The sequence below is a fragment of the Pseudoduganella sp. jia 12 genome, assembly GCF_055502675.1.
In genome coordinates, this window is sequence record NZ_JBUXKP010000004.1 from 409,524 (window position 1) to 435,140 (window position 25,617).

Annotated in this window: 21 protein-coding genes; 9 read left to right on the forward strand and 12 right to left on the reverse strand. The window is 67.0% G+C overall.

Annotated elements, in window-relative coordinates:
- From ACY65G_RS11060 to ACY65G_RS11085, 6 genes are all read left to right on the forward strand, one after another.
- The gene (locus ACY65G_RS11060; protein WP_464997401.1) at positions 1–1,704 is read left to right on the forward strand and encodes a hypothetical protein; all 1,704 of its coding nucleotides are present in this window, start codon (positions 1–3) and stop codon (positions 1,702–1,704) included.
- Between the two features lie 10 nt (positions 1,705–1,714).
- A complete protein-coding gene (locus tag ACY65G_RS11065) occupies positions 1,715–2,218 on the forward strand; it encodes an SH3 domain-containing protein (protein ID WP_464997402.1) in 504 nt (167 codons plus the stop codon).
- A gap of 163 nt (positions 2,219–2,381) precedes the next feature.
- A complete protein-coding gene (locus ACY65G_RS11070; RefSeq protein WP_464997403.1) occupies positions 2,382–3,911 on the forward strand; it encodes an FHA domain-containing protein in 1,530 nt (509 codons plus the stop codon).
- A gap of 141 nt (positions 3,912–4,052) precedes the next feature.
- Positions 4,053–4,616, forward strand: a complete 564-nt coding sequence (locus ACY65G_RS11075; RefSeq protein ID WP_464997404.1) for an imm11 family protein — start codon at positions 4,053–4,055, stop codon at positions 4,614–4,616.
- A 215-nt stretch (positions 4,617–4,831) separates the two neighbouring features.
- Complete coding sequence (locus ACY65G_RS11080; protein ID WP_464997405.1) at positions 4,832–5,938, forward strand: GTP pyrophosphokinase; 1,107 nt, start codon at positions 4,832–4,834, stop codon at positions 5,936–5,938.
- Between the two features lie 241 nt (positions 5,939–6,179).
- Positions 6,180–6,908 (forward strand): DUF6602 domain-containing protein, encoded by a 729-nt coding sequence (locus tag ACY65G_RS11085; RefSeq protein WP_464997406.1) that lies wholly within the window; start codon positions 6,180–6,182, stop codon positions 6,906–6,908.
- Positions 6,909–7,745: 837 nt separating this feature from the next.
- Here ACY65G_RS11085 and ACY65G_RS11090 read toward each other — a convergent pair.
- The 10 genes from ACY65G_RS11090 to ACY65G_RS11135 form a co-directional block, all read right to left on the reverse strand.
- Positions 7,746–8,063, reverse strand: a complete 318-nt coding sequence (locus ACY65G_RS11090; protein ID WP_464997407.1) for a YdhR family protein — start codon at positions 8,061–8,063, stop codon at positions 7,746–7,748.
- A 22-nt stretch (positions 8,064–8,085) separates the two neighbouring features.
- A complete protein-coding gene (locus tag ACY65G_RS11095; protein ID WP_464997408.1) occupies positions 8,086–8,979 on the reverse strand; it encodes a pirin family protein in 894 nt (297 codons plus the stop codon).
- Positions 8,976–9,380: an OsmC family protein gene (locus ACY65G_RS11100; protein WP_464997409.1), complete on the reverse strand. Its 405-nt coding sequence runs from the start codon at positions 9,378–9,380 to the stop codon at positions 8,976–8,978. Before ACY65G_RS11100 ends, ACY65G_RS11095 begins: the two co-directional genes overlap by 4 nt.
- A gap of 86 nt (positions 9,381–9,466) precedes the next feature.
- Complete coding sequence (locus ACY65G_RS11105; protein ID WP_464997410.1) at positions 9,467–11,860, reverse strand: SUMF1/EgtB/PvdO family nonheme iron enzyme; 2,394 nt, start codon at positions 11,858–11,860, stop codon at positions 9,467–9,469.
- Positions 11,861–11,878: 18 nt separating this feature from the next.
- Entirely contained in the window at positions 11,879–14,164 is a 2,286-nt protein-coding gene (locus ACY65G_RS11110) for an SPFH domain-containing protein (RefSeq protein ID WP_464997411.1), read from the reverse strand.
- 70 nt (positions 14,165–14,234) lie between these two features.
- Entirely contained in the window at positions 14,235–15,272 is a 1,038-nt protein-coding gene (locus ACY65G_RS11115) for a hypothetical protein (RefSeq protein WP_464997412.1), read from the reverse strand.
- Positions 15,269–16,306 carry a hypothetical protein gene (locus ACY65G_RS11120; protein WP_464997413.1) on the reverse strand — a complete coding sequence of 346 codons (1,038 nt, stop codon included), beginning with the start codon at positions 16,304–16,306 and terminating at the stop codon, positions 15,269–15,271. Before ACY65G_RS11120 ends, ACY65G_RS11115 begins: the two co-directional genes overlap by 4 nt.
- On the reverse strand, positions 16,303–16,833 hold the full coding sequence (locus ACY65G_RS11125) for a hypothetical protein (RefSeq protein WP_464997414.1): 531 nt from the start codon (positions 16,831–16,833) through the stop codon (positions 16,303–16,305). Before ACY65G_RS11125 ends, ACY65G_RS11120 begins: the two co-directional genes overlap by 4 nt.
- Entirely contained in the window at positions 16,823–18,052 is a 1,230-nt protein-coding gene (locus tag ACY65G_RS11130; RefSeq protein WP_464997415.1) for a hypothetical protein, read from the reverse strand. The genes ACY65G_RS11125 and ACY65G_RS11130 overlap by 11 nt, the downstream gene beginning before the upstream one ends.
- An 89-nt stretch (positions 18,053–18,141) precedes the next feature.
- Entirely contained in the window at positions 18,142–21,255 is a 3,114-nt protein-coding gene (locus ACY65G_RS11135; RefSeq protein ID WP_464997416.1) for a penicillin-binding transpeptidase domain-containing protein, read from the reverse strand.
- Between the two features lie 211 nt (positions 21,256–21,466).
- Between ACY65G_RS11135 and ACY65G_RS11140 the strand changes: the two genes are divergently transcribed.
- Together ACY65G_RS11140 and ACY65G_RS11145 are read left to right on the forward strand one after the other, a co-directional pair.
- Complete coding sequence (locus tag ACY65G_RS11140) at positions 21,467–22,090, forward strand: YXWGXW repeat-containing protein (RefSeq protein ID WP_464997417.1); 624 nt, start codon at positions 21,467–21,469, stop codon at positions 22,088–22,090.
- 86 nt (positions 22,091–22,176) lie between these two features.
- Positions 22,177–22,662, forward strand: a complete 486-nt coding sequence (locus tag ACY65G_RS11145; protein ID WP_464997418.1) for a ribonuclease HI family protein — start codon at positions 22,177–22,179, stop codon at positions 22,660–22,662.
- A gap of 38 nt (positions 22,663–22,700) precedes the next feature.
- Here ACY65G_RS11145 and ACY65G_RS11150 read toward each other — a convergent pair whose 3' ends face one another.
- The gene (locus ACY65G_RS11150) at positions 22,701–24,290 is read right to left on the reverse strand and encodes a methyl-accepting chemotaxis protein (RefSeq protein WP_464997419.1); all 1,590 of its coding nucleotides are present in this window, start codon (positions 24,288–24,290) and stop codon (positions 22,701–22,703) included.
- 13 nt (positions 24,291–24,303) lie between these two features.
- The gene (locus tag ACY65G_RS11155) at positions 24,304–24,777 is read right to left on the reverse strand and encodes a chemotaxis protein CheW (RefSeq protein ID WP_464997420.1); all 474 of its coding nucleotides are present in this window, start codon (positions 24,775–24,777) and stop codon (positions 24,304–24,306) included.
- A gap of 180 nt (positions 24,778–24,957) precedes the next feature.
- Here ACY65G_RS11155 and ACY65G_RS11160 point away from each other — a divergent pair, with 180 nt between their 5' ends.
- A complete protein-coding gene (locus ACY65G_RS11160; RefSeq protein ID WP_464997421.1) occupies positions 24,958–25,617 on the forward strand; it encodes an HD domain-containing protein in 660 nt (219 codons plus the stop codon).

The window sequence follows — 25,617 nt, forward strand, 5'->3', positions numbered from 1 at the left end:
ATGCCGATCTATGTCCAACACGAAGTCCTGGGCCGCATTCCCGACGTGTTCAACGCGGAGGCCATCTGGCAAGCGCCGGGGCTGGCCCTGTTCGCGCGCCGCCCGCTGCTGCGCGACCTGCTGGAACGCTGCCCCCGCGAACAGCGCGGCAAGGCCGCCACGCGCTGCTTCACGCATGTGACGCTGCGGCTGCCGCAGGAGGATGTGGACGACGATTACCACCTCACCCGCGGCAACCGGGCGCGCGACCTGGCGCAAACGCTGGCCACGCTGCACCAGAAGGACTTCGGCGATTTGCTCGGCGCCGACCAGGTGCGCTACCACGTGACCGGTGGCGACGACCTGCAGCCCGGCGAGATCGAGGTGCGCTTCGGCCATGCCGTCTACCTGCCGGGGCCGGACGAGAAGGTGCTGTTCCACGTCAGCGCATCCACCGACCCCGCGGTATGGAAACCCGTCTGCCCCGTCTATCCGGACCAGCGGCTGGCCGTGATCGATGAAACGAATGCTGCCGGCTGGCCGTTCGGCGCGGCGGGCACGCTGTTGCTGATCAACGACGGCCCGGATGCGCAACCGGTGCTGCAGGTGCGCCCGAAGGATGCACTGGAATGCCGCGTCGACGAACGCCATGGCTGCTACAGCATCACCCGCAAGGGCGACCCCCAAGGCAGGCGCCTGCTGCTGAAGGTGGTGCGCGCCGGCAGCGCACCGGAGGCGCGGCAGGGCATGCAGCCGCGCATCGATCCAGCCATGGATCCCCGCATCGATCCAGTCCAGCCACCGATGGGCAAGCCCGCGGTCTGGCAATCGCGGCCCCGGCCGGCCGCGCCGGTCCGCGCGCGCGCCGGCATCGACGTCCGTCCCGCGCCCGACGATGGGACCGCCCTGCCCCAGGCTGCCGCGGTGCGCACGGCATTCGCCAGTGGCCAGACCGATGCCACGTTCGCACCCGGTACGCGCCAACGCCTGGTGCTGGCCGCGCTCGCGCTTCCCCGGCTCAGCCGCTACCGCGGAACGGGCGCCACGGCGCTGTCCGTGCCGTTCGACCGCACGCTGGCCGTGGCCATACATGACGAACATGCGGACGAACATGCGGACGCACATGCCGACGAACATGGGGGCGAACATGCCGAAGCCAGCGTGCTGACGCTCGTCGTGGATGCCGACGATTCGCTGCATGCCGTGACGCCGGCCGGCCGCGAACGCGTCGCCTTGCCGGCCACCTTCGCACCGGCCGGCGAGCGCAGCATCCAGGTACGGGCGGTACCGCCGCAACTCGCGGATCGCTACAGCGCGCTCGTTGCGCTGCCGGTGCCGGTGGCGGTGCCCGTCACGCAGGGCAGCTTCGGTCGCGGCACGCCCGAGCTGGGGGCGCTGCGCGTGCTCGACGTGCCCCGCCTGCTGGCAAGCGACCATGCTGCCGCGCCGGCCACGCCGGACCGCCTCGGCCTGTCGCGCAGCGCATTCGCGTTCGACGCGGGGCCTCAGGGCCTGTCGATCACGCGGCAATCCGCCACGCAGGCGCTGTTCCACCTGGACGAGGCACTGGGCTTCGTGGGCATAATCGGGGGAAACGCGGACGGAAACGCGGACGGAAACGCGGAAGGAAACGCGGACGGCACGGCGGACGGGAATGCGCCGTTCGTGCTGCCACCGGGGCACCACGTGGTGGCGGGCCACTACATACTGCGCTTCGACGCCTGAGGAGCGGCCGATGTCGTTCAACGATTTCCACGGCGCGCCAGCCTATGCGCTCGCGCTGGCGCTGACGCTGGTGCTGGCCGCGTTCCTGACGCCGGCGCGGTGGTGGCGGCGGCCCACCGTGCGCGGCGCGGTCATCCTCGGCGGCGGAACCTGGGCATTCGGCGCGCTGCTGCTGCATCTTGTCGCCGTGCCACCGATGGCTCGCGCCGGGCTGACTGACGTGTCGATGCAACAAGCTGCGTTGTCTTCGCCGGCGAATGTGCCGGCGAATTCGCCAACGCATTGGCCGAACGCGGGGCAGCCCTATCGTGTCCACCGCGACCTGAACGTGCGCGATGCGGCCGGTGTCGGCGCGGCGCGCATGACGGTGGTACCGGCCGGCTCGATCGTCATGCCAACCGGCGCGCACCGGGGCGACTGGTGGCAGATCCGCTATGGCGGCGCCGGCGGCGCGCAAGGCATGCGCACCGGCTGGGCCAGCAGCCTGTGGCTGCGGCGCGCGGCCGAGCAGTGACCGGAACGTTCCGGCAAGGTTGAGCAATCGCTACGGCGTGGCGGGGCCCGGCGCGATTGGGCGGGGAATACGGGGCGAAAAGTAGCGCTGTTCGGGGTAACGCCGAGTTGCCAACAGGATGCAAAAGCGCGTAAAGTCTCCCTTGTCCCATCCCTGGCCCCCCATGAACACTTGCCGCAACACCGATCACCCGCACTGCACCTTCTGGGTCGCGCCGGGCCAGCACGCCTGCGAGGCCGGCCATGACCAGCCGGCGGCGGCATCGGACGGGGCATCGAGCTACGAACTGCTGGCCGCCATGCGCAATGCCCGGATGCCGCAGGCCGGCGGGCAGGCCGATGCGCGGACCGCGGCGCCATCGAATACGGCCGGCAGCTACGCCTCGCCGATCCGCGTGCGGCCGCAGCTGCACATCAGCGGCTTCGATCCGCGCGCGGCCGGTGGCCGCCAGACACTCAAGATGGAACTGCGCGGCATGCCGGACGAGTGCGCGCCGCAGCTGGCGATCCGGCTGTCCTCGGAACTGATCCGGAACGGCGTGTCGGACCAGCGCTTCGTGCGCTCCGTCGATGGCGACTGGCGCCCCGTGTTCGCCGAATTCTCCTCGCGCGACCGCGAGCATGGCCAGTACCAGATCCACGCCGAGGTGCTGAGCCGCCATCCGGGCCAGCCGGGCCGCAAGTGGGAATGCACGTTCGTCATCCTGGTGCCCAGGCTCGACGCCACGCTGACCGAGATCCACCGCATCTTCCTGTCCACGCACAAAAACGTGCGCGTGATGGCGGACGACGCGTCGATCGCCCGTGTTTCGGGCCAGGGCGGCGACAGCATGGACATCGACGTCACGGCCCGCAATGCCGGCATCGCGCACCTGGACCTGGGGACACCGCAGGGCAAGGTGGACCTGGGCTTTTCCACCATCGCGTGGGATGAAGACCTGATCGAGATCGACATGCCGCATGCCGGCCCGTCGCACCCGCATCCGAGCCGCGCCGCCACGTTCGTGAACGCGGCACCGGAAGCCGGCGCGCAGCGCCACGTGCGCCTGTTCGCGCTGGACGAGTGCGTGTTCGGCCGCATGGAGATCGTCGACCCGGAAGCACACGCACTGTTGAACCACTATGGGACGGACGGCATCGACAGCGCCGGCCTGACGCGCCGCCTGTCCGGCAGGCACGCGGTGATCCGCCGCGGCACGCAGGGCTTTGAAATCGAGGACGTGTCGCGCTATGGCCTGCTGCTGGATGGCGTATGGCCCGGCAAGCACAAGCCGGTGCCGCTGCGGCTCGGCATGAGGATCGAGCTTTCCGCCAGCATCAAGGGCATCGTCATCCTCGAAGTGACGGCGCTGATGCCGCACGGCGTGATCCTGCACCGCATCGACGAAGGCGCGCACGCGGAATGTTTCGTCGTGCTGGCGCCGGACACGCATCCCGGCTACCCGCTGCGGCGCATGCAGGCGGCACCGGCTGCCGCCGCGCTGCCGCAGCTGTTCCACCATGACGGCGGCTTCTGGCACCTGGACGCGGTGACCGGCAAGGAAACCGCGCTGGGACCGCAGGCGCAGCTGGACAAGCTCAGCCGCGTGCCGGGGCACACCCGGTTTGCCGCCGAACCGTATCCCGAGACTTACATCATCCGCACCGGCGGCGTGGCCGCCGCGACGGTGGCCGGGGAAATGCATACCGCCTGATGGGAATGGGTCAGAACGCCTGACAACATCTCGTGATTATCCTGGTCCAACAACTACATACACTTTCATGATGCGACCGGCCGCTATCGGCCAATAGCGGTCTTTGGCAAGCGTTGTGCGATGGTCTTGGGGAGTCGAAAAATGATCAAACTTTTGCAGGTCGACACTAGTGGAAACGTCCCCTGTCCGGAGGCACACAACCCGATGCTGTCAGCGCTTCGTGGTTTGAAGACGATCGGCGGGACAAGTTTGGCAGGGAAGTTTCCTGACGTCTCATTGATCCTCACAGATAGTTATGAGTGCCCGCCAGGTTTAGTTGACTATTTCCGAGTCGGTTTGCTAAACGTCGTTTCGTCCAAGCTGAAAGATGTACTGCAGGCGATGAATGCTGAAATCGAATGTTTTCCAGCAACTGTCTTCTATCGCGATGTACCCTTGAGCGGCTACTTTGTAGCACACCCCCTGAAACGGTTCCAAGCGGTCGATCTGACGGCTTCAGACATCGAATTTAATGATGAGCTTTCAGCGGGGCCAGCACTGTCTGTGCGACGTTTAGTGCTGGACGAGTCGAAGTTTCTCGGGACTCGTCTTGCCGTTATCTCAGAGATTCAGCAAATAGGAGTGTCTGGTGACGTGTCCGCAGCAATCGTCGCCGCCGGTTGCATCGGATGTACATTTGTTGAGCCAGAAACGGTGCGTTACTAGAGTTTTTTAGCATCTGGGTTTAACGTCTGCTCTGGGTCGATTCCTGTCATACACTGGAGGGCAGCAATCGGCCAAGAGCAGCCGCTCGTACAGCCGCCAGTCCTTCAATACCGTCACCACATGCGTCCGCAATATGATGAGGCCCCCCGTGATACGACGCAAGTTGCCGAACGGTGGCTTGATTGTATTCTTGATAATTTTTTGATGCAGCGAAAATGACAGATAACCCAGATGCGATACCGGGTTGGTACCGCGATAACTCACCGGTCTACGAGAGTCTTGGTGGAGTTGTCGCAACAACGATCTCGGCCCTACTGAAATCGGAAAAGTTGGCTTACTTAGCCGTCTCCTCTCGTATCAAAACGTTAGAAAGCATCGTTGAAAAAGTAGAACGTAAAAATTATCAAAGCGTTCAAGAGATAACGGATATCGTTGGCGCCAGGATAATTACCTACATAGAGTCGGATGTGGCGAAGGTGTGCAAGTTGATCGAATTGGCTTTCAAGATCCATCTAGAGAAAAGTGTAGACAAGTCTAAAGAACTTCAAAGTAACGAGATCGGCTACAGATCTATACACTATATTTGCGAGCTCGGAGCTGAGCGGATTGCTTTACCCGAGTTGAAACAATATCAAGGCATACTGTTTGAGGTACAGGTCAGGACGGTTTTACAACATGCTTGGGCTGAGATCGAGCACGACCGCAGCTACAAGTTTGCGGGGGAATTACCGGCGGAGATTAAGCGCAGGCTAAATCTGCTGGCCGGCACACTTGAAATAGTGGACGGCCAATTCGACTCATTGGCTAAAGAGGTAGACGAGCACGAAAAGGCTAGCAAGAGATTAGCCGAATCTGGTGTATTACGTGGCGTCGAGCTTACATCGGCGGGCGTAGTTGAACTTCTACGCAGTATGCCGGATATACTTCACTTAGATGGTTTCGTAGCTAGTCGCGGAGCTTTCCCATCAGATGCTGTCGAAGAGCTACGCGCTTTCGGCATTGAGACTCTTGAGGAATTCAAACAATTGCTCACCCCAGATTTTCTAGAAAGTTATCAGTTGCATTATGAGAATCGCTGGGTTAGCGGGACCGTGTTCGTTCGTGCTGCTCTGACATTTAGTGATGTGGAACGATACTTTAAGCGCATCAAAAAGAGGGGATGGACTGGAATCAGCCCTAGAATGGCTGCATTGCTTGATGCACGTTATGGCGTGAAAAAGATTGACGAAATTTTAAAGGCGGAAAAGCTTGCTAGAGTGAGTTCAAAAGGTCCAGTTCGGCGTATGAAGCCGCCGCCACCTCTTCCAGAAAAGAAGATCTAGGTGTTGGCTCGAATGCGGCAGCGCGTTGGTCCCAGTTTTCATTCGACGTAAAGACGCGATTGCACAGCTAAAAACGCGACCAATGTCCCAGTCGCGCCGGTGGTTTTGAAGGCACCAGGTCCGTACCCTAAACCAGTGTGGTTGGCCGCTTTCGGCAACAGCAGACGTTAGGGGCCCAGCCTCTCCGTCCTGTGAAACTATAGGACCATTCATTTATATTGTATATCATGAAAGCTGACAAATGGACCCGGTAAGCCTTTTCAGTAGTAAGCTTAAGAACATTCATACAGTGCTCATGCAGGCGTACGAAAATACGAATGGCTTTACTACCCCTGTACAAGGTGACGAACGAGAAGTTGTGATTCGTGAGTTATTAGCACTGGTCTTACCCCAAAGCTATCGCTTGGGGAAAGGCCCGATTATCGATTCTTCAGGCGCAGAGACTGGACAGGTAGATGCGGTATTCGAAAAGCCTTTTTCGCTAAGCTTCCCTATCTCTTCTGATACCAATCGGTTGTATCTTGCAGATAGTGTAGCGGCAGCTTTTGAAATAAAATCGAATCTTTACCAACAAGCAGACGCATCCATGGCGAAAGCTGCTGAAATAAAAAAACTACGTCGGGAGCCGACCGAGGGTCCGATCGTACTTTATGACGAAATTTTTGTTCCAGTCTTTATTATCGGGTTTAAAGGCTATAAAAAAGTTATTGGCGTTCTAGAAAAATTTTTCCCGGATGCACGTGCCGCAGACCAGGTCAACGGGGTACTGATCATCGAAGATGGAGTGTTTGTTGGTCATTCACCTATGCGAGTTGTTGAAGGAAAAACTATTGACGCGGTTTATTACGAGTTGGAAAATGATCCGGCAGGAGCGCTACTCTGTTTTTTCTCATGCTTATCAGACACGCTGAGGCATCTTGAGGACAAGGAGATCAATTTGCTGAGTTATTCGAAATTACTAAAGCGTTGAAAAACGTGCCAAACAAATCCTTTAGCGGGCTCTGAGGAAAAGCAACGTACGCCGAGCTCTTATGAACGACCGCAACCGGTCAGAAGAGGACCTTCATAAGGGCTCGAATTGCCAGAAGCGGACTTCGCACCACGTAGCCTTTACCGTATGAAGTGGAAAAAGAATGTCGATCGACCCCTTGCTTGCTAATCTCAATGCTTTTGTGTCAAGCGAGGGGGTGAAAATGTCGAACAGCTCTATCAGTTTCTGGCGCCATTAGCTATCTTAACCCCCGGCTGAGCGCTTGCCTGCGGCACAGGCAATTTTTAGCTTGATTGAACGTTTTCCTGACGCTGAATTGGGCTCGCCTGGGCCACTGGTTCATGAGCTTGAGGCGATTCCAGGATATGAAGATTTTCTTATGGGCTCGCTTCAGCGACAACCTGAAGTTGTTACCGTCCGGATGGCGAACCGAATTCTTAACTCAGGACTTGCGCCCAATGCGCGGGCGACGTGGTTAGCGGTCCTTACTAGAGTACTGCGCCACCCAAATGCATCTGAGGTCATAAAGGAAGTAACTGCGGAATTCCTAAAACACCAGACTGCTTGAGCGTTTGAAAGTCCGCGAGTATGCCTGAAGCTCGAACGTCCGAAATGGGGCGTAAGCGGAAGTACATGACCGAAGTCCGGGCATAAGCTGACGGCGGTGTTCGCAGCCGGCAATGGCCCGAGCACATCTTCCTAACCACCTTTGGTCGCTTTTGGAAGCTCATCTTCCCCCTCACAGTCGCTCGCCGGAAGGCGGGCGGCTGCGAATCAACGATCTTGCAGCCCTGACGGGCCCTGTTCGACGACGCCTCAGCGATCTTCCGCGAAAACCTGCTGCGCCAGGTTGTCGACCGTCACCGGGCTGTCGAAGAATGACACGGTGGGATCGGTGCCGTATTTGTCGCCGACGAATGCCCGCCAGGCGTCGGTGTACAGCGCCTCGGCTTCTGCCCGCGAATTCCACAAGTACACGCCGCCGGCCGTCGCGCCGTCATCGGACAGCACGTAATGCTTCTTCAATAGCCCGGGAACGCCCTGGTATGTCGGCGCGGTGCCGAGGAAGATGCGCCGGGCTTCCTCGCGGGTGATCGGTTGCGGCAACTTGAACGCGGTGATGGCGATGATCATGTCGGCCTCCTTGTGGATTGGACTAAAGGTAGGTGCCCTGCGGCTTCGGCCGGTTCGGCAGCGGAATGCGCTCCGTTTCGCCCGGCACCTTGTCGAAACGGTCCGCCTCCCAGTCGTCCGCCGCCTGTGCCAGCCGTTCCTTCGAGGACGACACGAAGTTCCAGAACATGTAGCGGTGCCCGTCGAGTGGCGCGCCGCCGATGACGACGAAGCGCGCGCCTTCGGCCGATGTGACCCGGGGAGCGGCCGACGTGTCGAGCAGCGCCATCGCATTCGCGGCGACCGCGATGCCGTCCACTTCCACGCTGCCGGTGACAGGGTAGATCGCCGCCTCGGCGGGCAATGCGTGCAGCACCAGTTCCCGGCCGGGTTCCAGCGCCACGTCGAGGTACAGCGTTTCCATGTACGTGGGCACCGGCGACGTTTGCCCGAACGCAGTGCCGATCAGCACGCGCACGGTGGCGCCGTCGACCGGCAGCTCGGGAATGCCGGACGCGGGCGTGTGCGAGAAATTCGGTTCGTCTTCCTCGTTCGCCTGCGGCAGCGCGGCCCACAACTGCAGGCCGTGCATGCGGTGCGGATGCCCCTTGAGATCCGTGGGTGCGCGCTCGGAGTGGACGATGCCGCGGCCGGCCGTCATCCAGTTGATCGCGCCGGGCTCGATGCGCTGGTATGTGCCGATGCTGTCGCGGTGGTCCATCGCGCCTTCGAACAGGTACGTTACCGTGGCCAACCCGATATGCGGGTGCGGGCGCACGTCGTGGTTGGCATCGAGCGGCACGTCGAGCGGGCCGAAATGATCGAAGAAGATGAACGGGCCGACGGCCTGCTTGATGACGGAAGGCAGGTAGCGGCGCACGATGAAGCCGCCGCCCAGGTCCTTGTCGTGGCCCTTGATCAGGTGCGCGATGTTCATAGCGATCCCAGCGTGGTGGTCACTTCGGTCGTCACGGCCGTCATCAGCTTGTGCACGGGGCACTTCTCGGCCACGGAAAGCAGTTCGGCCCGCTGCGCTTCGGACAGGTCGCCCGTGAGGTGCAGCGTGACGGCCAGGCGGTATGTACCCTTCCGTTCTTCGCTGTCGTCGCGCGTGGTGGTGACCTGGATATCGTCGACGGGGATGTTCTTGCGCTTCGCATACCACAGCACCGTGAGCGCCTTGCACGAGGACAGCGCCGCGTCGTACAGGTCGTGCGGCGACGGGCCTGCATCCGCGCCGCCCTCTTCCTGCGACACGTCGGCCGGGATCAGGTGGTTACGCACGTGGACGATGTGGCGCATCGGTTGGGTGGCATCGCGGCGGACGGTGATGGTCATGCTGTTCCTTGCGGGAGGTTGAACTTCGTGCAATGTACACCTTTTCAGGCGTGCCTGCCCATCACCGAAAAGATGGACCCGACGGGTTACCCGAGCCGCCGCGCCACCCTGAAGCCCACCACATCATTGGCCAGCACGGCCGAGAAACCGTTCCGCACGGCCGAGCGCACATAGCGCGGCGGATACAGCCATGCGCCGCCACGTACCATGCGCCGGTCCGGGTCGCCGCCCCCTTCGCCCGCGCCGTTTCCCCCTGCCCACTCGCTGCCATCGAGGGGAGCGCCATCGTAGTCGTCATGCGCCGCGTCCTGCGTCCATTCCCAAACATTGCCGTGCATGTCGTACAGGCCCCATGCGTTCGGCTGGAAGCTGCCCACCTTGGTGGTGCCGCCGCGGAATTCGCCGCGCACTCCGTCGCCGAAGGTGAAGTGGCCGTCGTAGTTGGCCTGCGCGGTACCGATCGTGTCGCCGAACGAGAACGCGGTGCGCGTGCCGGCGCGGCACGCGTATTCCCATTCGGCTTCGCTTGGCAGGCGGTACAGGGCGCCCGTCATGATCGACAGCCAGCGCACGTATTGCTGTGCGTCGTGCCAGCTCACGTTGACGACGGGGTGCCAGTCGTCCTGCTCGAAGCCGGGCGACATCCAGTCGACGCCGAGCGCAGACTCCCACGCGGTGGCGCGCACGAAGCGGCGCCACTCGCCCACTGTGACGGGGTAGCGGCCCAGCGCGAACGAGCGCTCGATCGCCACCCAGTGCGTCGGCAGCTCGCGCGCCAGCCACGAAGGCTGCGACCCCGCCTTGCGCGCCATCGCGTGTTCGTGTTCGGTACCGCCCATCTGGAAGCGGCCGGTTGGAATCAGCACCAGGTCCGGGCCGACGGCGGTGCCGTCCAGGAAACGGTCGCGCAACACGCCGCTGGGGTCCGCCACGGGGCTGGCCGCCGTGGGCATCAGCGCCGCCAGCTCGGCGGCGTTGCGGGCCGCCTGGTCGCGGCGCGCGCGTTCCTGTTCCGCCTTGTAGGCCGCCTGCGCTTTCAGCAGCGTGGCTTTGCGCTGCCTTTCTTCCTCGATGGCGCGGGCCTTGGCGGCATCGGCTTCGCGGCGCGCCAGCAGTTGCTGGCGCAGCTGTTCCTTGCGCGCCTGGGCCGCCGCTTCCGCTTCGAGCCGGCGCTGCTTTTCAAGCTCGCGGCGCGCTTCGTCCTCGCGCAGCTTCTTCACCGCCGCGGCCTGCGCCTCGGCGCGCCGCCGTTCCGTCAGTGCCCGCTCCTGCGCCATCACCTGCTGCATCGCCAGGCGCCGCTGTTCCTGGGCCTCGGCGGCACGGGCCTGCTCCATCGCGCGCTGCTCGGCATGCAGCCGCTCCTGCGCTTCCTTCAGTTGCGCGCGCTGGCGTTCGTGCTCGCGCCGCTCGGCCGCCAGCTGCGCCGCGGCCGCCTGTGCCGCCAGCTCTTCCGGCGACGGGCCTGCAGCGCGGCGCAGCGCATCGAGCAATGCCGTCACGGTGGCGCAGCGCTCCTCGTGGTCGAACGCGAAACCCTGCTGCAGCACCTGCCACTGCGCGTCGTTCAAGCCGGGAGGCGCCGCGATCGACACCTGCGCGGAGCGGTTATCATCGAACGGCAGTGCGCCGGCCAGCATCTGGTAGACCATCACCGCCACCGCATACACGTCCAGTTTCGGCGTCGGGCTGGCTTGCGCGGTGCCGATCTCCGGTGCACGGTAGCCCGCCGTGCCGGCATTCGGCACCTGCGGCAGGCCGGCCCCGGCATCGCGCGAACGGGCGGCAATGCCGAAGTCGAGCAGCTTGATGTCGCCTTGCGCCGTGAGGAACACGTTGCCCGGCTTGAGGTCGCGGTGCACGAGATGGTGCCGGTCCCACGCGTATTGCAGCGCGCTGGCGACGGGCCGCAGGATGCGCTCCACCTCGCCGAACGGCACGGGGCCGTGCTCGGCCAGCCAGGCATCCAGGTCTTGCCCGTCCAGGCATTCCATGATGATGAAGTAGCTGGCCGTGGCCGGGTCGAGCGCCCATTCGTAGACGCGCACGATGTTGTCGTGCGCCAGCCGGCGCGCCTGGGTGGCTTCTTCGACCAGCAGGCGGGCGTGGGCGGGATTCTGCGTCAGCTGCGGCGGCAGGATCTTCACGGCCACCTGTTCGCTGTGACCCAGTTCGGCATGCGTGGCCAGGTCGGTGGCCTGCCACACCTGGCCCATGCCGCCCATGCCGATAAGCCGCTCGATCCGGTAGCGGCGGTGCTGCGGGCCGATTTCCTGGCCGGCCATCAGCCCCAGCTCGGTGCCCTGGCGTGGCTGCCCATGGGCATGCGGATTGCCCGGCACCTGCGGCGGCGCCGTGGCGCCGGGCGTGTACTCGGCGTCGAGGATCGCGTTCTTGCGCCGCTCGAATTCTTCCGCGGAGAGCAGCCCGTCGTCATGGAGGGCGCGCAGTTCGCGGATTTTTTCCCTTGCCGTCTGCATCGATATGCTGCCGTTCCTTCAGCGCCGTAGCGGCACGCCGCATTCCGCACAGAATTTGCCTCCCGGCTGGCCTGCCGGTACCGGGTGGCCGTTCACGCAGGCCGAAGGCCCGGCCGGCTGCGCCGGCGCGTGGTGGTGGTGCACCGGCGCGCCGGCCTGCGCGACACCCACGCCCAGCTGCATCTGCGACGCCAGCGCATTGGCGTGCGTGGCGTTCTGCAGCTTCAGCAGCTCGAGCTGGTGCTGGCGGTCCTTGTCCTGTTGCGCATCGGCGCGGGCCCGCTCTTCCGCCAGGCCCTGCTGCGCCATGCGCATCGCCTCGAGCGGGCTCACGCTGTTTTCGGCGCCCACCACCAGCGCCAGCGCCTGCAGCTGGTCGGCGCCCATGCCGGCCTGGGTCTGCACTTTCAGCAGTTGCGCCAGCGCCTGGGCATTGGCGGTGGGTGCCAGCGCCACCTTGCCCGTATCGGACAGACCGCCGATCGTGCCGATGCGCTCGATCTCGATGCGTGCCAGCTCGGCCGCATGGTCCTGCTGGGCCACGAGCGTTTCGTAGGCGGTGCGGGCACGGGCATAGCGCTCCTCGCGCTCCAGCTCCATGCGGCGCAATTCCTGCTGCCACTGCGCCTCGTGCTCGCGCAGTTTCAGCATCAGCCGGCTTTCTTCCGCCTCGTGCGCGATGGCGTGCGCCTGGCGCTGGGCGACGCCGTCGGCCTCGATCGTGCGCAGCAGCTTCTCATGCTGCGCGATCGCCTCGACGCTCGCGCCGTTGCGGCGCAACTCGTCCAGCCGCGCGGCGATGCCGGCCACTTCCACCTGCGACGACGCCTCCTTCACGGCCTCGCCGCGCGCCAGCTCGCGCGCTTTCGCCACGTGCAGCTCTTCCTCCCATTCGCGGATGCGCTCGGCCTCGCGCTTGCGCGCCAGGTTGGCCAGTGCGACCGCCTGCGTGCGGCCCTCGTGGTGCGCCGCCTCGATCTCGGCCTCGCGGCGCTGTGCCTCGAGGTGCGCCCGCTGCAGGCGTTGCGTTTCGGCGCGGCGCCGCCCTTCATCCTCGATGGCCAGCGCCGCGTCCATCTGGTTGCGGATCTGCTGCACGTGCAGCTGGTGCGTGAAGCGCTGTTTCGCCAGCGCGCGCTGTTCCACGGCTTCCTGCTGGGCCACTTCGAGCTCGGTGCGCATGCGGATCTGGGCCAGCCGCCGCACCTGCTCCCAGTCGGCCGCCTCACCGGAACGTGCCCCCGCCGTGCGTGCCAGCTCGTGTTCCAGCCCGGCGGCGGCAGCGCCGGCGCCCCGCTCCAGTGCGGCCTCCCGCGTGCGCGATTCGACGATGCGGGCATACAGGTCGATTTCACGCGCGCGGATCGCCTGCAGCCGCTCCGCCTCGCGCAGCGCCAGCTCGGCATTGTCCACGGCGGCCTCCTGCCGCAGCTCGGCGCGCCGGTAATCGTTGCGCGCCTGCTGTTCGACGCGGGCCAGTTCGCGCCAGGCTTCCTCGTCATACAGCTCGTCGAGATGCTTCGCATGCTCGAGCTGCACGTGGCGCTCGTCGGCCACCAGCCACAGGCTGCCCACGCGTGCGCGGTTGGCATCGTATTTGTCGTGGCGCAGCTGCAGCGTTTCCACCTGCACGGCGGCCAGCCCGAACTCGGCCAGGCGCAGCTTCAGCGCCGACTGCAGCCGCTCGTCCAGTTGCGCCCGCAGGTCCGGGTTCGCGCTCATTTCGCGGATCGACCGGGCGCCGATGAACTCGGCGGCGATCTGCCACACGGATTGCTGCAGCAATTCCTGCAGGTGGCGCGTGGTGACGGTGCCCGGCGCCGTCATGAAATGCTGGGCGAACGCGGCCACGTGCTCGACCTTAATGCCGACCGTGAAGTCGGCGCTCACGGCCAGGTGCTCGGCGGTATGCAGGTCGGAGAGATGGAACGTGACCGGCAGCGGCATGGTGCGGGTCACGAGGATTTCGGCATGCTGGTCGCGCAGCAGGTTGTTCAGGCGCTGGAAAAACCCTTCCAGCTCGTATTCGCCCTGCGGTACTTCGGTGGCGGTGCTGCCTTGGAGGATGTAAGCGCGCGTGGTGGGCGGCACGCGCAGCGTTTTCGTGAAGATGCCCGACAGTTCGCGCACGCCGAAATACACCGCCAGCTCGTCGGCGGCGGGAACCCAGCGGTTGTCGAGCAATACCGGCTCGCTGCGCGGCGCACCCAGCGACAGCCCGCATTGCGAGCAGTAGCCGGCGGCGCCGTTGCGTTGGCCGCAGCGCGGGCACTTCGCGCCGCCGATACCGAACATCTTGAACATGTTTCCTCCCATTTCCACCATGAGCTCCAGCCGATTCTAACAGGCGCCGGGATCCCCCCTGCCCCTGTTCCTATATGAGGCCGATCCGCTCCACGCAGGCGCACGAAGCCCCCTTTGCCCGCAGCGCGTCGCGCCAGCCCGGCGGCAATGCCTCGCGCCATGCGTCCGGCAGCAGGACCCGGTCGCCGGCACGGGCCTCGGCCAGGATCAGGGCCAGCTTGGCGTCGCGCCCCGCCACGGCATCGACCTGGCCGGCATGCCATGCCGCCGAGCAGCCCGTGGCGATCAGCCGGCCGCGCGGCACGAAGTCGCGGCCCCGCGCCAGGCGGTCGGCCATCACGAGTGCCAGCTGGTAGGAGTCGCCGGTAAAACGCGGTTCGCCGAAACGTACGGCGGTACGCCAGCGGCCCAGGCCACGGCCGTCGAAATGCCGGGCGCCCGCCAGCACGCCACGCACGCCCACCTGCACCGCCGCGTCGACGCCCGTCACCGCGATCGTGTCCTCCTCGTCGATACCGGCGTCGTCCAGCGGGCTGACGGCGACTTCGACCCACGCCAGCGCATCGTTGATGCCGCCGCTGTGGAGGGGGAACCAGCAGCGCACCGACGACACGGACGCGCCGGGGTCGGCATGCCCGGTCAACGCGCCGAGATGCGGCAGCCCGGAGCCGCCGAGCAACGGCTCCGTGTGCGCCGGCAGCGCGGCCGGTGCGTCGTGCCCGTCGATGCGGCCGAGCTGCCACGCATCCGACCAGCCCAGCGCGCAAGCCGGCTCGCTGGATGCCGGCGGGTGCGGGGACGACGACGGCAGCCATACGCCCCGTACCATCCGGTCCGCCAGCACGGCGGCCAGTTCCCAGTTGCGTTCGCCGTTGCCCGGCACGCCGTCGATGCCCAGCACCACCTGCACGCGGCTGTCGAGCCGCGCTTCGGTCAGGCGGGCCAGGCGCACCACTTGCGCCATCCGCTCGCCCAGCACGGGTGCGCCGGGCACCGCGCATTTGACGTCGGCCCGGTTCGCGCGCGGACGCACGGTGGCGGTCACGGTCAGGATGCTGCCGTCGCGCAGCACCGTGCGGCACGTGGCGGTGTCACGGCTGCCGTTCATGGTGCCGGCTCCCGGTGCTCGTCGGGCATCGCGCCGCGGCGTGCCGCCAGGTGGCAGGCGAGGTTTGCCAGGATGCGATCCAGGTCGTCGGCCCCTGGGCCGACGCGCATCCCGGCCAGCGCCGCCCACAGCTCGTCCAGCGCCTGCACGGCGGCCGCGCTGGCCACCGCGAGCCGATGCTGTTCGTCCATCGTGCGTGTCCGGCCGGGGGCCAGCCACGCCAGCGCGGGCATCGTGCTGACGTCCAGCGCCGCCAGCGCGAGCTGCCGGAGCTGCGCCTGCCGGGCCGCGAACGCCGGCGCCGGCAGCAGCCGCAACGCGCGCGCCACGTCCGGCAGTTCGAGGAACAGGCGGCGCAGCGCGACGGCATCGTCCGGCTTCGCACCCGCCGCGGGGGCCGCCGGCCATGCGGCAAGCGGTTCGGGTTCCGGAACGGGCGACACCGGCACGGATGCGGCACGGCGCCGCAGCACGGCGGCGAAGTCGACGTCGTCCAGCTCGACCGGCACGCAATCGTCCACCGTTACGCCGAAACGCATGTAGAGCAGCTCGTCCAGCCCGGCGCGGAACGCATGCCACTCATCGAGCGACGTGCAGGGAGGCAGCTCCAGCGTGCCCTGGTCCAGCGCGGCGCGCAGTGCCGCTTCGATACGTCCGGCAAATTCGGCCAGCCCAAGGCTGGCTGCCAGTTCCGCCACCTCACTGAACAGGAAGAGGTCGAAGCGCTGGCGCACGAGGCGCGAATCGGGCGCGTCGACGACGAATACCAGCCGCAGGCCCACTTCCGGCGCGCCCGCGAACGGCACCAGGACGACCGCGTGCGGGCCGGGCCGGAACCACCATGCCTGTTCTCCCTTGCCTGGCGCGGGCATGAGGGTTCCAGCCCCGCCGGGCGCAGCCGGGCGGCGCGCCTGGCCGTCCGCGCCGAACGCGATGACGGTCGCGCCGGGCGGCACAGGCCCGCCATCGCAGCGCGCCGCGACCGCATCGACGCCGCCATGCAGCGACGGCTCGCGCTTCGTCGTCACGGTCATCCGACGGCCGTCACCGCAAACGTGCCGCCGTAGCGCTGGAAATGCCCGGCCGGTGCCGCGTCGAACGGCCAGGGGCGTTCGCACTCGCCGTCCGCATCGAGCCGGCCCTGCAGCACGGTGGCGCCGTCGCCGTCCGTTACGCGCAGCAACGCCCGTTCGCGCAGCAGCCGGGGTGCCGCCGGCGCCGCCGCGTCCAGCGCCAGCACGACCTGCCAGCCGTCGCCGGCCGCAAGGAAGTGCAGCGTCCACAAGCCGTCGTCCGTCGCCAGCGCCGGCAGCGCGCCGCTGTCGGCCGCGCGCAGCATGCCGGTCGACGATTGCCATGCCCCGCGGCGGCGCGCCAGCGCCAGGTGCCGGAAACGCCGCAGCGTGACGGGCGAGCCGTTCAGCGCCGCCAGTTCGCCCTCGCTCAGGGGCCGGGTGCCATCCAGCGCCGCCAACAGCGTGCTGTCGGCCAGCATCAGCCGGTCGCCCGGCACGGCACGCGCCAGCAACAGCCGTTCACGCAGCCTGGCATCAAGGTTCATCTTCTTCTCCAGTGGGACTTGTCACGCCATTCAAGCCATATAACAGATCGAGGGCGGCATTGCGACGCTTGCGCAGCGTGGGCACGGACATGCCGCTTCGCTGCGCCAGGCGCTGCAGCGTCGGCAGTTCGCCCGTCTCCTCGTCCAGCCAGCCGTCGGGATAGCTGTCGTCCGCGGGGCCCAGCAGCTTCAGGCAGACGGCCAGCCGTACCGGGAGCGGAAGGCCGTCCAGGGTCGCCATGGCCGCCGCGCGCCCCGGCAATGCCTGGTAGCCGGGGGCGCCGGAAACGTCCTCTTCATCGTCCTCGCCGGGCGGAGGCTGGATGCGGTCCTCCTGGTCATTGCCCCCTTCGTTCGCCTCGTTCGCCACCCGCTCCAGGTCTTGCAGCCATGCCGCCGCATCTCCGCTGTCGTGCCGCCACCCGGCGTCGTCCCGGTTGCCGGACAATTCCTCGTAGTCGCCGATCTCGGCCAGCATCGCGGCGATCTTGTCGACGCTGTTGCGCAGGCTCGCGAAGCGCTTCGATTTCGTGTGCAGCGGCCCCGGTGCGCCGCGAAAGCGTTCCAGCGTGGCGCTCCAGTTGATCACCCACGCGGCCTTGCATTGCCCGATCGACTTCAGCTGGCGCACTTCGATCGGAATACCCTGCGCTTCCCGGCCCAGGATCGCCGCCACCTGCTGCGCGGTGCCCGGCCAGCCGGCAAACACCTGGGCGATCGCGGCATAGGCCATGTCGAGCATGCGATACGTCTGGATGCGGTTCGGCGTGCACGGCTGGCCGGTGGCGGCCATGTAGTGATCGGCATCGACCTTGTCGCGCAGCGTGGCGAACATGTCGTTGACTTTCTTGCGCAGCAGCGCATCGCCGGCGGCGTGTCGCCAGAACGGGCCGGCTTTCGCATGCTCGGCCGTTACTGCGGCCGCGAACACGGAAAAATACGCGGGCTGCGCCTGCAGTTCGCACAGCAGCGCGAATGCCAGGTCGGCCACGCTGTCGCCATAGCTGTTGCCGGCGGCGATGCCGCGCAGCGAGCGGCCGGCACCGCGCAGGGCATGCGCCACCACGTCGGTGTACCAGTCCAGCATGCCGGCATGCCGTGCCGGATCGAGCAGGTGCGCCAGCTCGCACTGCCGGAAAGCCAGCAGCGACGCATGGCCGAGCAGCTTCCTCACCTGTTCCCAGCCGGGTTCCTGGTAGCGCGTTCCTGGCAGCCTCATGTCATTGCTCGGCAAATCGATCGTTCGCCATGATGACATGGATGAGTGCCGCGCATTCGCCCGTGGATGCCCCGGTTTACCCGTTTCCTTTACCGTTTGCGCCCGTCCTCGCCCGCCAGTGCGCCCAGCAGCGCGGCCACGGCGGGCGCCGCGTGGCCGCCACCCGTACCGTCCGAATGGCTGGCGTAGACGGCAAAGGCCAGCCGGTGGCGCTGGCCCGGCAGCGTGCCCGGCTCCAGCCAGCCCATGAACCACACCGTGGCCGTGTCGTCGCCCGTGGGGGCGGTCCCCGTCTTGCCATACAGGCCGGCACGCACGGCGCGTGGCAAAGCCTGGAAAGCACCTGCCGCCGTGCCCGTGTCGATCACGCCCTTCATGCCGGCGCGGAGTCGGTCGAGCCGCACGTCCAGCTTTTCCGGGGATGCCGGGGCGGCGGTACGCCCGTCCAGTTCCACCAGCAGGCGCGGCGCGACGGTGGCGCCCTGCCCGACCGCGGCTGCCGCCAGAGCCATCTGCAGCGGCGTGGCCTGCATCCGCAAGCCGATGCTCATCTGGCGCAGCTCGTGGCGCGTGTGGATCGGGTCGATGCGCGCCGGCGTCGCCTGCAGGGCATCGTAACCGGTCCAGTGGAAATCCGGCGGCAGCAGGCCGCCGTCCAGCCGCAGCGGGCGCTCGAAGCCGAGCCGGCGCGCAGCGGCCAGGATCGGGCGGGCACCGTCGAGCGCGCCCGCTTCGAGCGACTGCAGGCCGGGCGCGCCGCCATCGGCACGGCCGAACAGCGTGCGGTCGGACAGTTCCCCCGTCCAGGCGAACCACGTGTTCAGGCTGAACGCCAGCGCCTGGGACAGGCCGAGCCGCCCCGCGTGAGCGCGGCGGTCCATGCCCTGTTCGCGGTAGTTCGTCACGTTGGCGCCAGGCGCGGTGGCGGGATACGTGGGCGCGCCGGTGGCGAAGTCGAACTGGCGCTCGCGCGCGAGCGCATTGATGGCCGGCAGCGGCAGGCCCGCCAGCAAGGCATCGAGCTGGCGATCCTCGCGGGCGGCCAGTTCCAGGCCCAGTGCGCTGACGACCTTGAACGTGGAACCGGGGCTGTGGTGGGCGCCGCCGTCGTGCTGCCAAGCCGGCAGGCGCAGCGCGCTGCCGGCCGGGTTGGCGCGGTCCAGCGCGCGCGCTTCCTGCCAGTTGCCGGCATCCACGCGGGGCTGGCCCGCGCCGGCGGCGGCCAGGATGTCGCCATTCTCCGCATCGAGCACGACAAAGCCGGCCCGCCGCTGCGGCGGTGCCGGCATGGCGCCTTCGCAGCGGCCTCCGTGCCATGCGCCTTGCCGCAGCGCCGTGCAGTCGAGCACCCGCCGGGCCAAGGCCTGCAGCGGCAGGTCGAGCGACAGGCGCGCGCGGGCGCCCGCCTGGCCAGCGCGCGCCAGCATGCCGGCGACGCCCGCTTCGTGGTCCGCCGCGAGGCCGAGCAGCGGTGCGAGGCCGGCATGCGTGGCAACCGCGGTGGCGGTGTCGCCGGTCCACAGCGGCGTGCCGTTGCGGTCCGCGACCAGGGCCGGAGCAGTGGCGCCGCGCGCCGGTTCCGCCGGCACGGGACGCGGCAGCGGTTGCCAGACGATGCGGTTCGCCACGACGCGCAGGTGCCGGTACTGGCGTTCGCCCGGCCGGTCCAGCGCGTGCGCATCGAGGGGGCCGACAGTCAGCACGATGCGCCGCGTGCCCGGATGCGGCTGCAGGCGCAGTTGCTGCACGTCGTCCGGCGCCGTGCAGGCGCGCCCGTCGCACGCGGCGCGCGCCTCGACCGTGGCGCCGTCGGCCCGCGCGAGGCGCCCTGCCAGCATCAAGTTCACCGTTTCACGGCCGGTTGCCGGTTGCGGCAGGTCGAGCGACAGCCGGCCCGTTGCGGCGCCGGCCGGCATCGACGCCAGCCGGGTCCATGGCTGCCAACCCTGCGGCAGCGCGGCAAACAGGCGGGCTGCCTGTGGCGGCGCGGCTTCCGTCACCGGGCCGTCGGCACGCCAGCGGTTTGCATCGCCGCTGCGCGTGCGCCAGGCCAGCAGGATGCGCTCGCTGTTGTACAGCGCGACCTGCTGGCGCAGGTAAGTGCCGTCCGCCTGCCGGTACAGGCGGCGCAGCAGCATCGACGCCGTATCGTCGAGGGGCACGTGGCGCCATGCGCCGAGGTCGGCCGCGCGCTGCCGTGCCGGCGCCGCCCGCCACGCCGGCAGGTCCTGGGGTGCCAGCACGATGGCGCCATCGTCCGCGAGCCGGACCAGGCCACGGGCCTGCAATGCCGCGAACAGGGATTCGTCTTCGAGCACCGGCGCCGGCATGGCCGGCACCGTGTAGCTGCCGGGCGCCAGCCATGCCGTGGCGGCGGCGCCGTGCAGGCCGAATGCCGTGATCCGGGCCCGGCCGCGCTGCGACGTGTCCGGTGCATACAGGCGCGCCACCAGTTCGCCGGCGCCGGAACATGTGGCGCCCGGCCGGCGCACCAGGTGCAATGCGCCGCCGGGCCAGGCCAGCCAGCCCTCGTCGCGTAGTGCCACCCTGCCGGCTGCGCCATGGACGACGCCTTCTCCGCCATCGCCGAGCCAGCGCGCCTGCCTGCCGGTCCACGTCAATTGCAGCGGCAAACCCGCAGTTCGCGCCAGCTGCAATGCCGGCATGGCCACCGTCGTGGCCGATGCGGGCGCCACCAGCAACTGTTGTTTACTTCTCACCGCGCTTGCCATCGTGCCTGCCGCCGTGCGCAGCGCCAAGCCCGGTCCAGCCGCGCGCTCCCACCGCGCCACGTCGGCGAAACGATACCCCAGGCTTACCGGCAACTGCCGCGCCGACGGGCACAGGTCGATCCGCACCGGGGAGCCCGGCTGCATGCGGCTCGCGACAGCGATCCCGCCGCCCGGCCGCGCCAGCAGCACGACGCCGGGCGTGGCCGCCACATCGAAGGTCGCACCCGGAACGATGGGCTGCAGCACCGCGGCGGCGCGCAGCGCATCGGCGCCCGCTGTCGCCGCCGCCGCCGTCGCGCCCAGCCTCGAGGCGTTCACGCCCAGCACCGCCGCGCCCAGCAGGACGAACGCCGCCACCACCAGGGGAATCCACGGCACCGCACGGGGGCCGCGCAGGTTCCTGCCACGGCGCCATGCGCGGCGGCGATGCTCGGCATATTCCCTGAACGGGGCGGTCGACGGTTGGGCCATGCCGGCCGCTAGCCGGGGGAAGCGGAAAGCCCGTGCTCGGGCCGGCGGAAACATCCTGGAAACATGCCGGAAACATGCAGGCCCGATCCTGCGTCATTTGTAAGAATCTGAAATGGCTTTTTGCCCTGGGACCCGCGCACGCTATAGTGGTTTCAACGGGGCGCCGGACGCCCGACACGGATAACAGATCCATACCATGCGGAGAAATACCATGATCAGGACTTCCTTCATCGCAGCAGCCGCCATCGCCCTCGGCGCCGCCGCCTTCGCGCCCACGCAGGCGTTTGCCCAGGTCGGCGTAAACATCGTCATCGGCTCGGCACCGCCGCCGCTGCGCTGGGAAGCGCAGCCCCAGCCGCGCCGCGGTTATGTCTGGGCCCCTGGTTACTGGGACTGGAACGGTCATCGCCACGTGTGGGTCGGCGGCCGCTACCTGGCGGAACGCCCGGGCTATGCCTATGCGTCGCCGCGCTGGGTGGAGTACGGCGGCAACTGGCGTTATGAACAGGCGCGCTGGAACCGTCACGGGCCACGTGGCGACCTCGATCGCGACGGCGTGCCGAACCGCTTCGACCGCGACCGCGACGGCGATGGCCGGGCGAACTGGGCAGACCGCGATCCGAACCACTACAACCGTGACCGCGGCTATTACGGGAACAACGGGCGGGGTCACGATCGCGGCTGGGAACGCGACCGGGGCCATGCGTACTACGGCCATGGCCCGCGCCGCGACCAGGACCGCGACGGCGTGCCGAACCGCTACGACCGCGACCGCGATGGCGACGGTGTACCGAACCGTTACGACCACCGTCCCGAAAATCCGCATCGCCGCTAGGCCGGGATAACGAAAGGCGCCACGGGCGCCTTTTTTTCGCCCGCCGGTGCTGGAATCGGCCTAGAATCGCCGCTTTGCTCGCGCCGATGACCGCTCCTTCGTTGACTCCCCGTTCCCTCGCCCAGGCCCGCGCCGCCGCCGAAAAGCTGGCGCGCCAGCCGGTGCCGCCATCGCCGTCCGCCTGGCACGGCTGGTTCGACGGTTCGGCCACGCCGAATCCCGGCCGCCTCGGCATCGGTGCGCTGCTGCTGGGGCCCGGTGGCGAACGGATCGAGATCAGCCGCCGCGCCGGCGAAGGCACCAGCGGCGATGCCGAATACCTGGCGCTGGTCGCGCTGCTGGAAACCGCGGTGGAAACGGGAATACGGGAACTGGCGGCCTATGGCGACAGCCAGGTGGTGGTGCAGGATGTGCTGATGGGCGACGTGCCCGGCGCGAAGGGACTCGAGGCGCACCGCGCACGCGCGCTGGAATTGATGGCGCGGCTGGAACGGGTGGCGGTGCGCTGGCTGCCGCGGCACCGCAACGGCGCTGCCGATGCGCTGTCGCAGCGTGCCATTGCCGGCGCCTGACGGGGCAGGAAAACCGCTCCGCCTCGCCCGGCTCTCTGCTACACGCGCGCCGGCAAGCGCGGCACCGTCCGGGCGGGCGCAGTCCCCGTATTGAACACGCTGACCACTTCGGACAGCGCATTGGCCTGGTGCTGCATCGATTCGGCGGCGGCAGCCGATTCCTCGACCAGCGCGGCGTTCTGCTGCGTGACCGCGTCCATTTGCACGATGGCGCCGTTCACTTCTTCGATCCCCGCACCCTGCTCGACGCTGGCGGCGGTGATTTCGCCGATCACATCGGACACGCGCCGCACGCTGGACACGATCTCGTCCATGGTACTGCCGGCCTGTGCCACGAGGCGGCTGCCTTCGGCCACTTCGGCAACGGAATCGCCGATCAGTTCCTTGATTTCCCGGGCCGCCGCGGCGCTGCGCTGCGCCAGGTTGCGCACTTCGCTGGCCACCACGGCGAAGCCACGTCCCTGTTCGCCCGCGCGCGCCGCCTCGACGGCCGCGTTCAGCGCCAGGATATTGGTCTGGAACGCGATGCCGTCGATCGTGCCGATGATGTCGACGATTTTCTTCGATGCCGTATCGATGGAAGTCATCCGTCCCACCACCTGCTGGACCACGTCTCCGCCACGGGCCGCCGCGCTGGCCGCGGCGGCGGCCATGCCGTTGGCCTGGCGCGCGTTGTCGGCATTGGTGCGCACGGTGGATGTCAGCTCTTCCATCGACGAAGCGGTTTCCTCCAGTGCGCCGGCCTGCTGCTCGGTGCGGGCCGACAGGTCGTGGTTGCCCGCTGCGATCTCGGTCGATGCCACCTTGATGCTCTCGGTACCGTTGCGCACCTCGGTCACGATGTTGAACAGCGCGGTGTTCATCTCGCCCAGCGCGCGCAGCAGCATGCCGGTCTCGTCGCTGCCGCCCGCCTCGATGCGGCCGGTCAGGTCGCCGGAAGCCACCCGCGTGGCGGCATCCACGGCCTGGCGCAGCGGGCGCGTGATGCCGACCGTCAGCCACCAGGCGCTGGCCGAGCCGAAGACCAGCGCAGCCAGCGCCAGCGCGATCACGATGGTACGGCTGCGCTCGTTGATACGGTCGATGTCAAGCGCCGTTTTGTCGATCTGGGCGCGCTCGAGCTTCAGCAGGTCCTTGACCATTTGCTGGTATTTCGCGGCGCCGGGCACGAACACGGTCTCGAACACCTTGCCGGCCTCGTCCAGCTGGCCGGCCGCTTTCAGCTTCGCCACCTCGTCGCGCGAGCCCAGGTAGATCTTGCGCTGTTCCATGATGCCCGCGAAGAGTGCCTTCTCGGCATCGGTGACGAGCAATGCCTCGATATTCTTCTGCAGCTCGGAAGAGGACGACGACGAACGCTTGCTTTCGCCGGCGAAATAAGCGACCAGCGATGTATCCGTGGACTTAGCGATCGCGGTCGTGCGGCGAACGGCGCTGTCGATATTGCTGTACCAGTCGCTGATCATGCGCTCCTTCGCCAGCGGCGAAGCCATCATCGCGTGCGTGGCCTGGGCCACGTCGTTGAGCCGCCACAGCGCGATGGCGGAGATGACGATCGCCAGGGCGATCGTTACGGCAAAGCCCAGTCCGAGCCGTTTGCCGATGGGAAGGTTGCGCAGGATATTCATGGCCAGGCTCCGGTCAGGCGGCGAGGCGCTCGACGAGACCCATTTCCTCGCTCGACATCATGCGGTCGATGTCGACCAGGATCAGCATGCGGTCGTCGATCGTGCCGAGGCCGATGATGTGCTCCGTGTTGAGCGACGAACCCAGGTCCGGCGTCGACTTGATCTGGTCCGGCGTCAGCGTCGTCACATCGGACACCGCGTCGACAACCATGCCGACCGTGCGGCCGCTGATGTTGAGGATGATGACGACCGTGAACGCGCCGTACTCCGGCGTGCCGAGCGCGAAGCGGATGCGCATGTCCACGATCGGCACGATCACGCCGCGCAGGTTGATCACGCCCTTCACATAATCCGGGGCGCTGGCGATGCGCGTCGGCGCTTCATAGTTGCGGATCTCGCTGACTTTCTGGATGTCGATGCCATATTCTTCCTTGCCCAGCGTGAAGGCGAGGTATTCGGCAGGATTGGTACTTGCGGTATCGGTCATTTTTATTCCTGTTCGGGACTAACGCAATGAATATGCGTCGATGCGAAATGTTACCGCATGAAAATTTTTACCGCATCAAAAATTCCACAAGGCAACTCAATCGAGCTCTTGAAATTGCCCAAATTACAGCTAAAGCGTTTCATTCATGGCACAATGGGCGCCCGCCGTATCGATTCGACCATGACAAAAACAACTTCACCGTTGGCCAGCTGGCACCCCAGGCTGGTCGCGCTCGCTGCCGCCATGCCCGGAGACGATGGCGCACATGACACCAGCCACCTGCATCGCGTGTGGCGCAACGCCACCGGGTTGCTGTCCGATCACCCGGAAGCCGATGCACTGGTGGTGATGGCCGCGTGCTACCTGCACGATATCGTCAATCTGCCGAAGAACCACCCGGAACGCCATTTCGCTTCGCGCCAGGCCGCGCAGCAGGCAACGCGCGAACTGGCCGCGGCGGGGTTCCCGGCGGAGCTGCTGCCGGGCGTGGGGCACGCCATCGAAACGCACAGTTTTTCCGCCGGCCTGGTGCCGGCGACGATCGAAGCGAAGATCGTGCAGGATGCCGACCGGCTCGATGCGCTGGGCGCCGTCGGACTGGCCCGCATGTTCTATACGGCGGGCCGCATGGGTTCCGCCCTGGCCCACGGCACCGACCCGGCCGGCCTGGCACGCCCGCTGGACGACAAGGCCTATTCGCTCGACCATATCGCCGTCAAGCTGGCCACGCTGCCCGGCACGATGCAGACTGCCGCAGGCCGGCGCCTCGGCGAGGAGCGCCTGCGCGCGCTGGTGGCGTTCCGCGACCAGTTCGTGGACGAATGGGCCCCGCCGGCCTGA

What these genes read in the sequence shown, in the direction of transcription:
- ACY65G_RS11150 (WP_464997419.1), bottom strand. Translation starts at nt 24,290, where the DNA reads ATGAATATCCTGCGCAACCTTCCCATCGGCAAACGGCTCGGACTGGGC.
- ACY65G_RS11115 (WP_464997412.1), bottom strand. Translation starts at nt 15,272, where the DNA reads ATGAACGGCAGCCGTGACACCGCCACGTGCCGCACGGTGCTGCGCGAC.
- ACY65G_RS11110 (WP_464997411.1), bottom strand. Translation starts at nt 14,164, where the DNA reads ATGTTCAAGATGTTCGGTATCGGCGGCGCGAAGTGCCCGCGCTGCGGC.
- ACY65G_RS11155 (WP_464997420.1), bottom strand. Translation starts at nt 24,777, where the DNA reads ATGACCGATACCGCAAGTACCAATCCTGCCGAATACCTCGCCTTCACG.
- ACY65G_RS11060 (WP_464997401.1), top strand. Translation starts at nt 1, where the DNA reads ATGCCGATCTATGTCCAACACGAAGTCCTGGGCCGCATTCCCGACGTG.
- ACY65G_RS11135 (WP_464997416.1), bottom strand. Translation starts at nt 21,255, where the DNA reads ATGGCCCAACCGTCGACCGCCCCGTTCAGGGAATATGCCGAGCATCGC.
- ACY65G_RS11075 (WP_464997404.1), top strand. Translation starts at nt 4,053, where the DNA reads ATGATCAAACTTTTGCAGGTCGACACTAGTGGAAACGTCCCCTGTCCG.
- ACY65G_RS11100 (WP_464997409.1), bottom strand. Translation starts at nt 9,380, where the DNA reads ATGACCATCACCGTCCGCCGCGATGCCACCCAACCGATGCGCCACATC.
- ACY65G_RS11125 (WP_464997414.1), bottom strand. Translation starts at nt 16,833, where the DNA reads ATGAACCTTGATGCCAGGCTGCGTGAACGGCTGTTGCTGGCGCGTGCC.
- ACY65G_RS11070 (WP_464997403.1), top strand. Translation starts at nt 2,382, where the DNA reads ATGAACACTTGCCGCAACACCGATCACCCGCACTGCACCTTCTGGGTC.
- ACY65G_RS11080 (WP_464997405.1), top strand. Translation starts at nt 4,832, where the DNA reads ATGACAGATAACCCAGATGCGATACCGGGTTGGTACCGCGATAACTCA.
- ACY65G_RS11130 (WP_464997415.1), bottom strand. Translation starts at nt 18,052, where the DNA reads ATGAGGCTGCCAGGAACGCGCTACCAGGAACCCGGCTGGGAACAGGTG.
- ACY65G_RS11065 (WP_464997402.1), top strand. Translation starts at nt 1,715, where the DNA reads ATGTCGTTCAACGATTTCCACGGCGCGCCAGCCTATGCGCTCGCGCTG.
- ACY65G_RS11085 (WP_464997406.1), top strand. Translation starts at nt 6,180, where the DNA reads ATGGACCCGGTAAGCCTTTTCAGTAGTAAGCTTAAGAACATTCATACA.
- ACY65G_RS11095 (WP_464997408.1), bottom strand. Translation starts at nt 8,979, where the DNA reads ATGAACATCGCGCACCTGATCAAGGGCCACGACAAGGACCTGGGCGGC.
- ACY65G_RS11160 (WP_464997421.1), top strand. Translation starts at nt 24,958, where the DNA reads ATGACAAAAACAACTTCACCGTTGGCCAGCTGGCACCCCAGGCTGGTC.
- ACY65G_RS11120 (WP_464997413.1), bottom strand. Translation starts at nt 16,306, where the DNA reads ATGACCGTGACGACGAAGCGCGAGCCGTCGCTGCATGGCGGCGTCGAT.
- ACY65G_RS11105 (WP_464997410.1), bottom strand. Translation starts at nt 11,860, where the DNA reads ATGCAGACGGCAAGGGAAAAAATCCGCGAACTGCGCGCCCTCCATGAC.
- ACY65G_RS11140 (WP_464997417.1), top strand. Translation starts at nt 21,467, where the DNA reads ATGATCAGGACTTCCTTCATCGCAGCAGCCGCCATCGCCCTCGGCGCC.
- ACY65G_RS11090 (WP_464997407.1), bottom strand. Translation starts at nt 8,063, where the DNA reads ATGATCATCGCCATCACCGCGTTCAAGTTGCCGCAACCGATCACCCGC.
- ACY65G_RS11145 (WP_464997418.1), top strand. Translation starts at nt 22,177, where the DNA reads ATGACCGCTCCTTCGTTGACTCCCCGTTCCCTCGCCCAGGCCCGCGCC.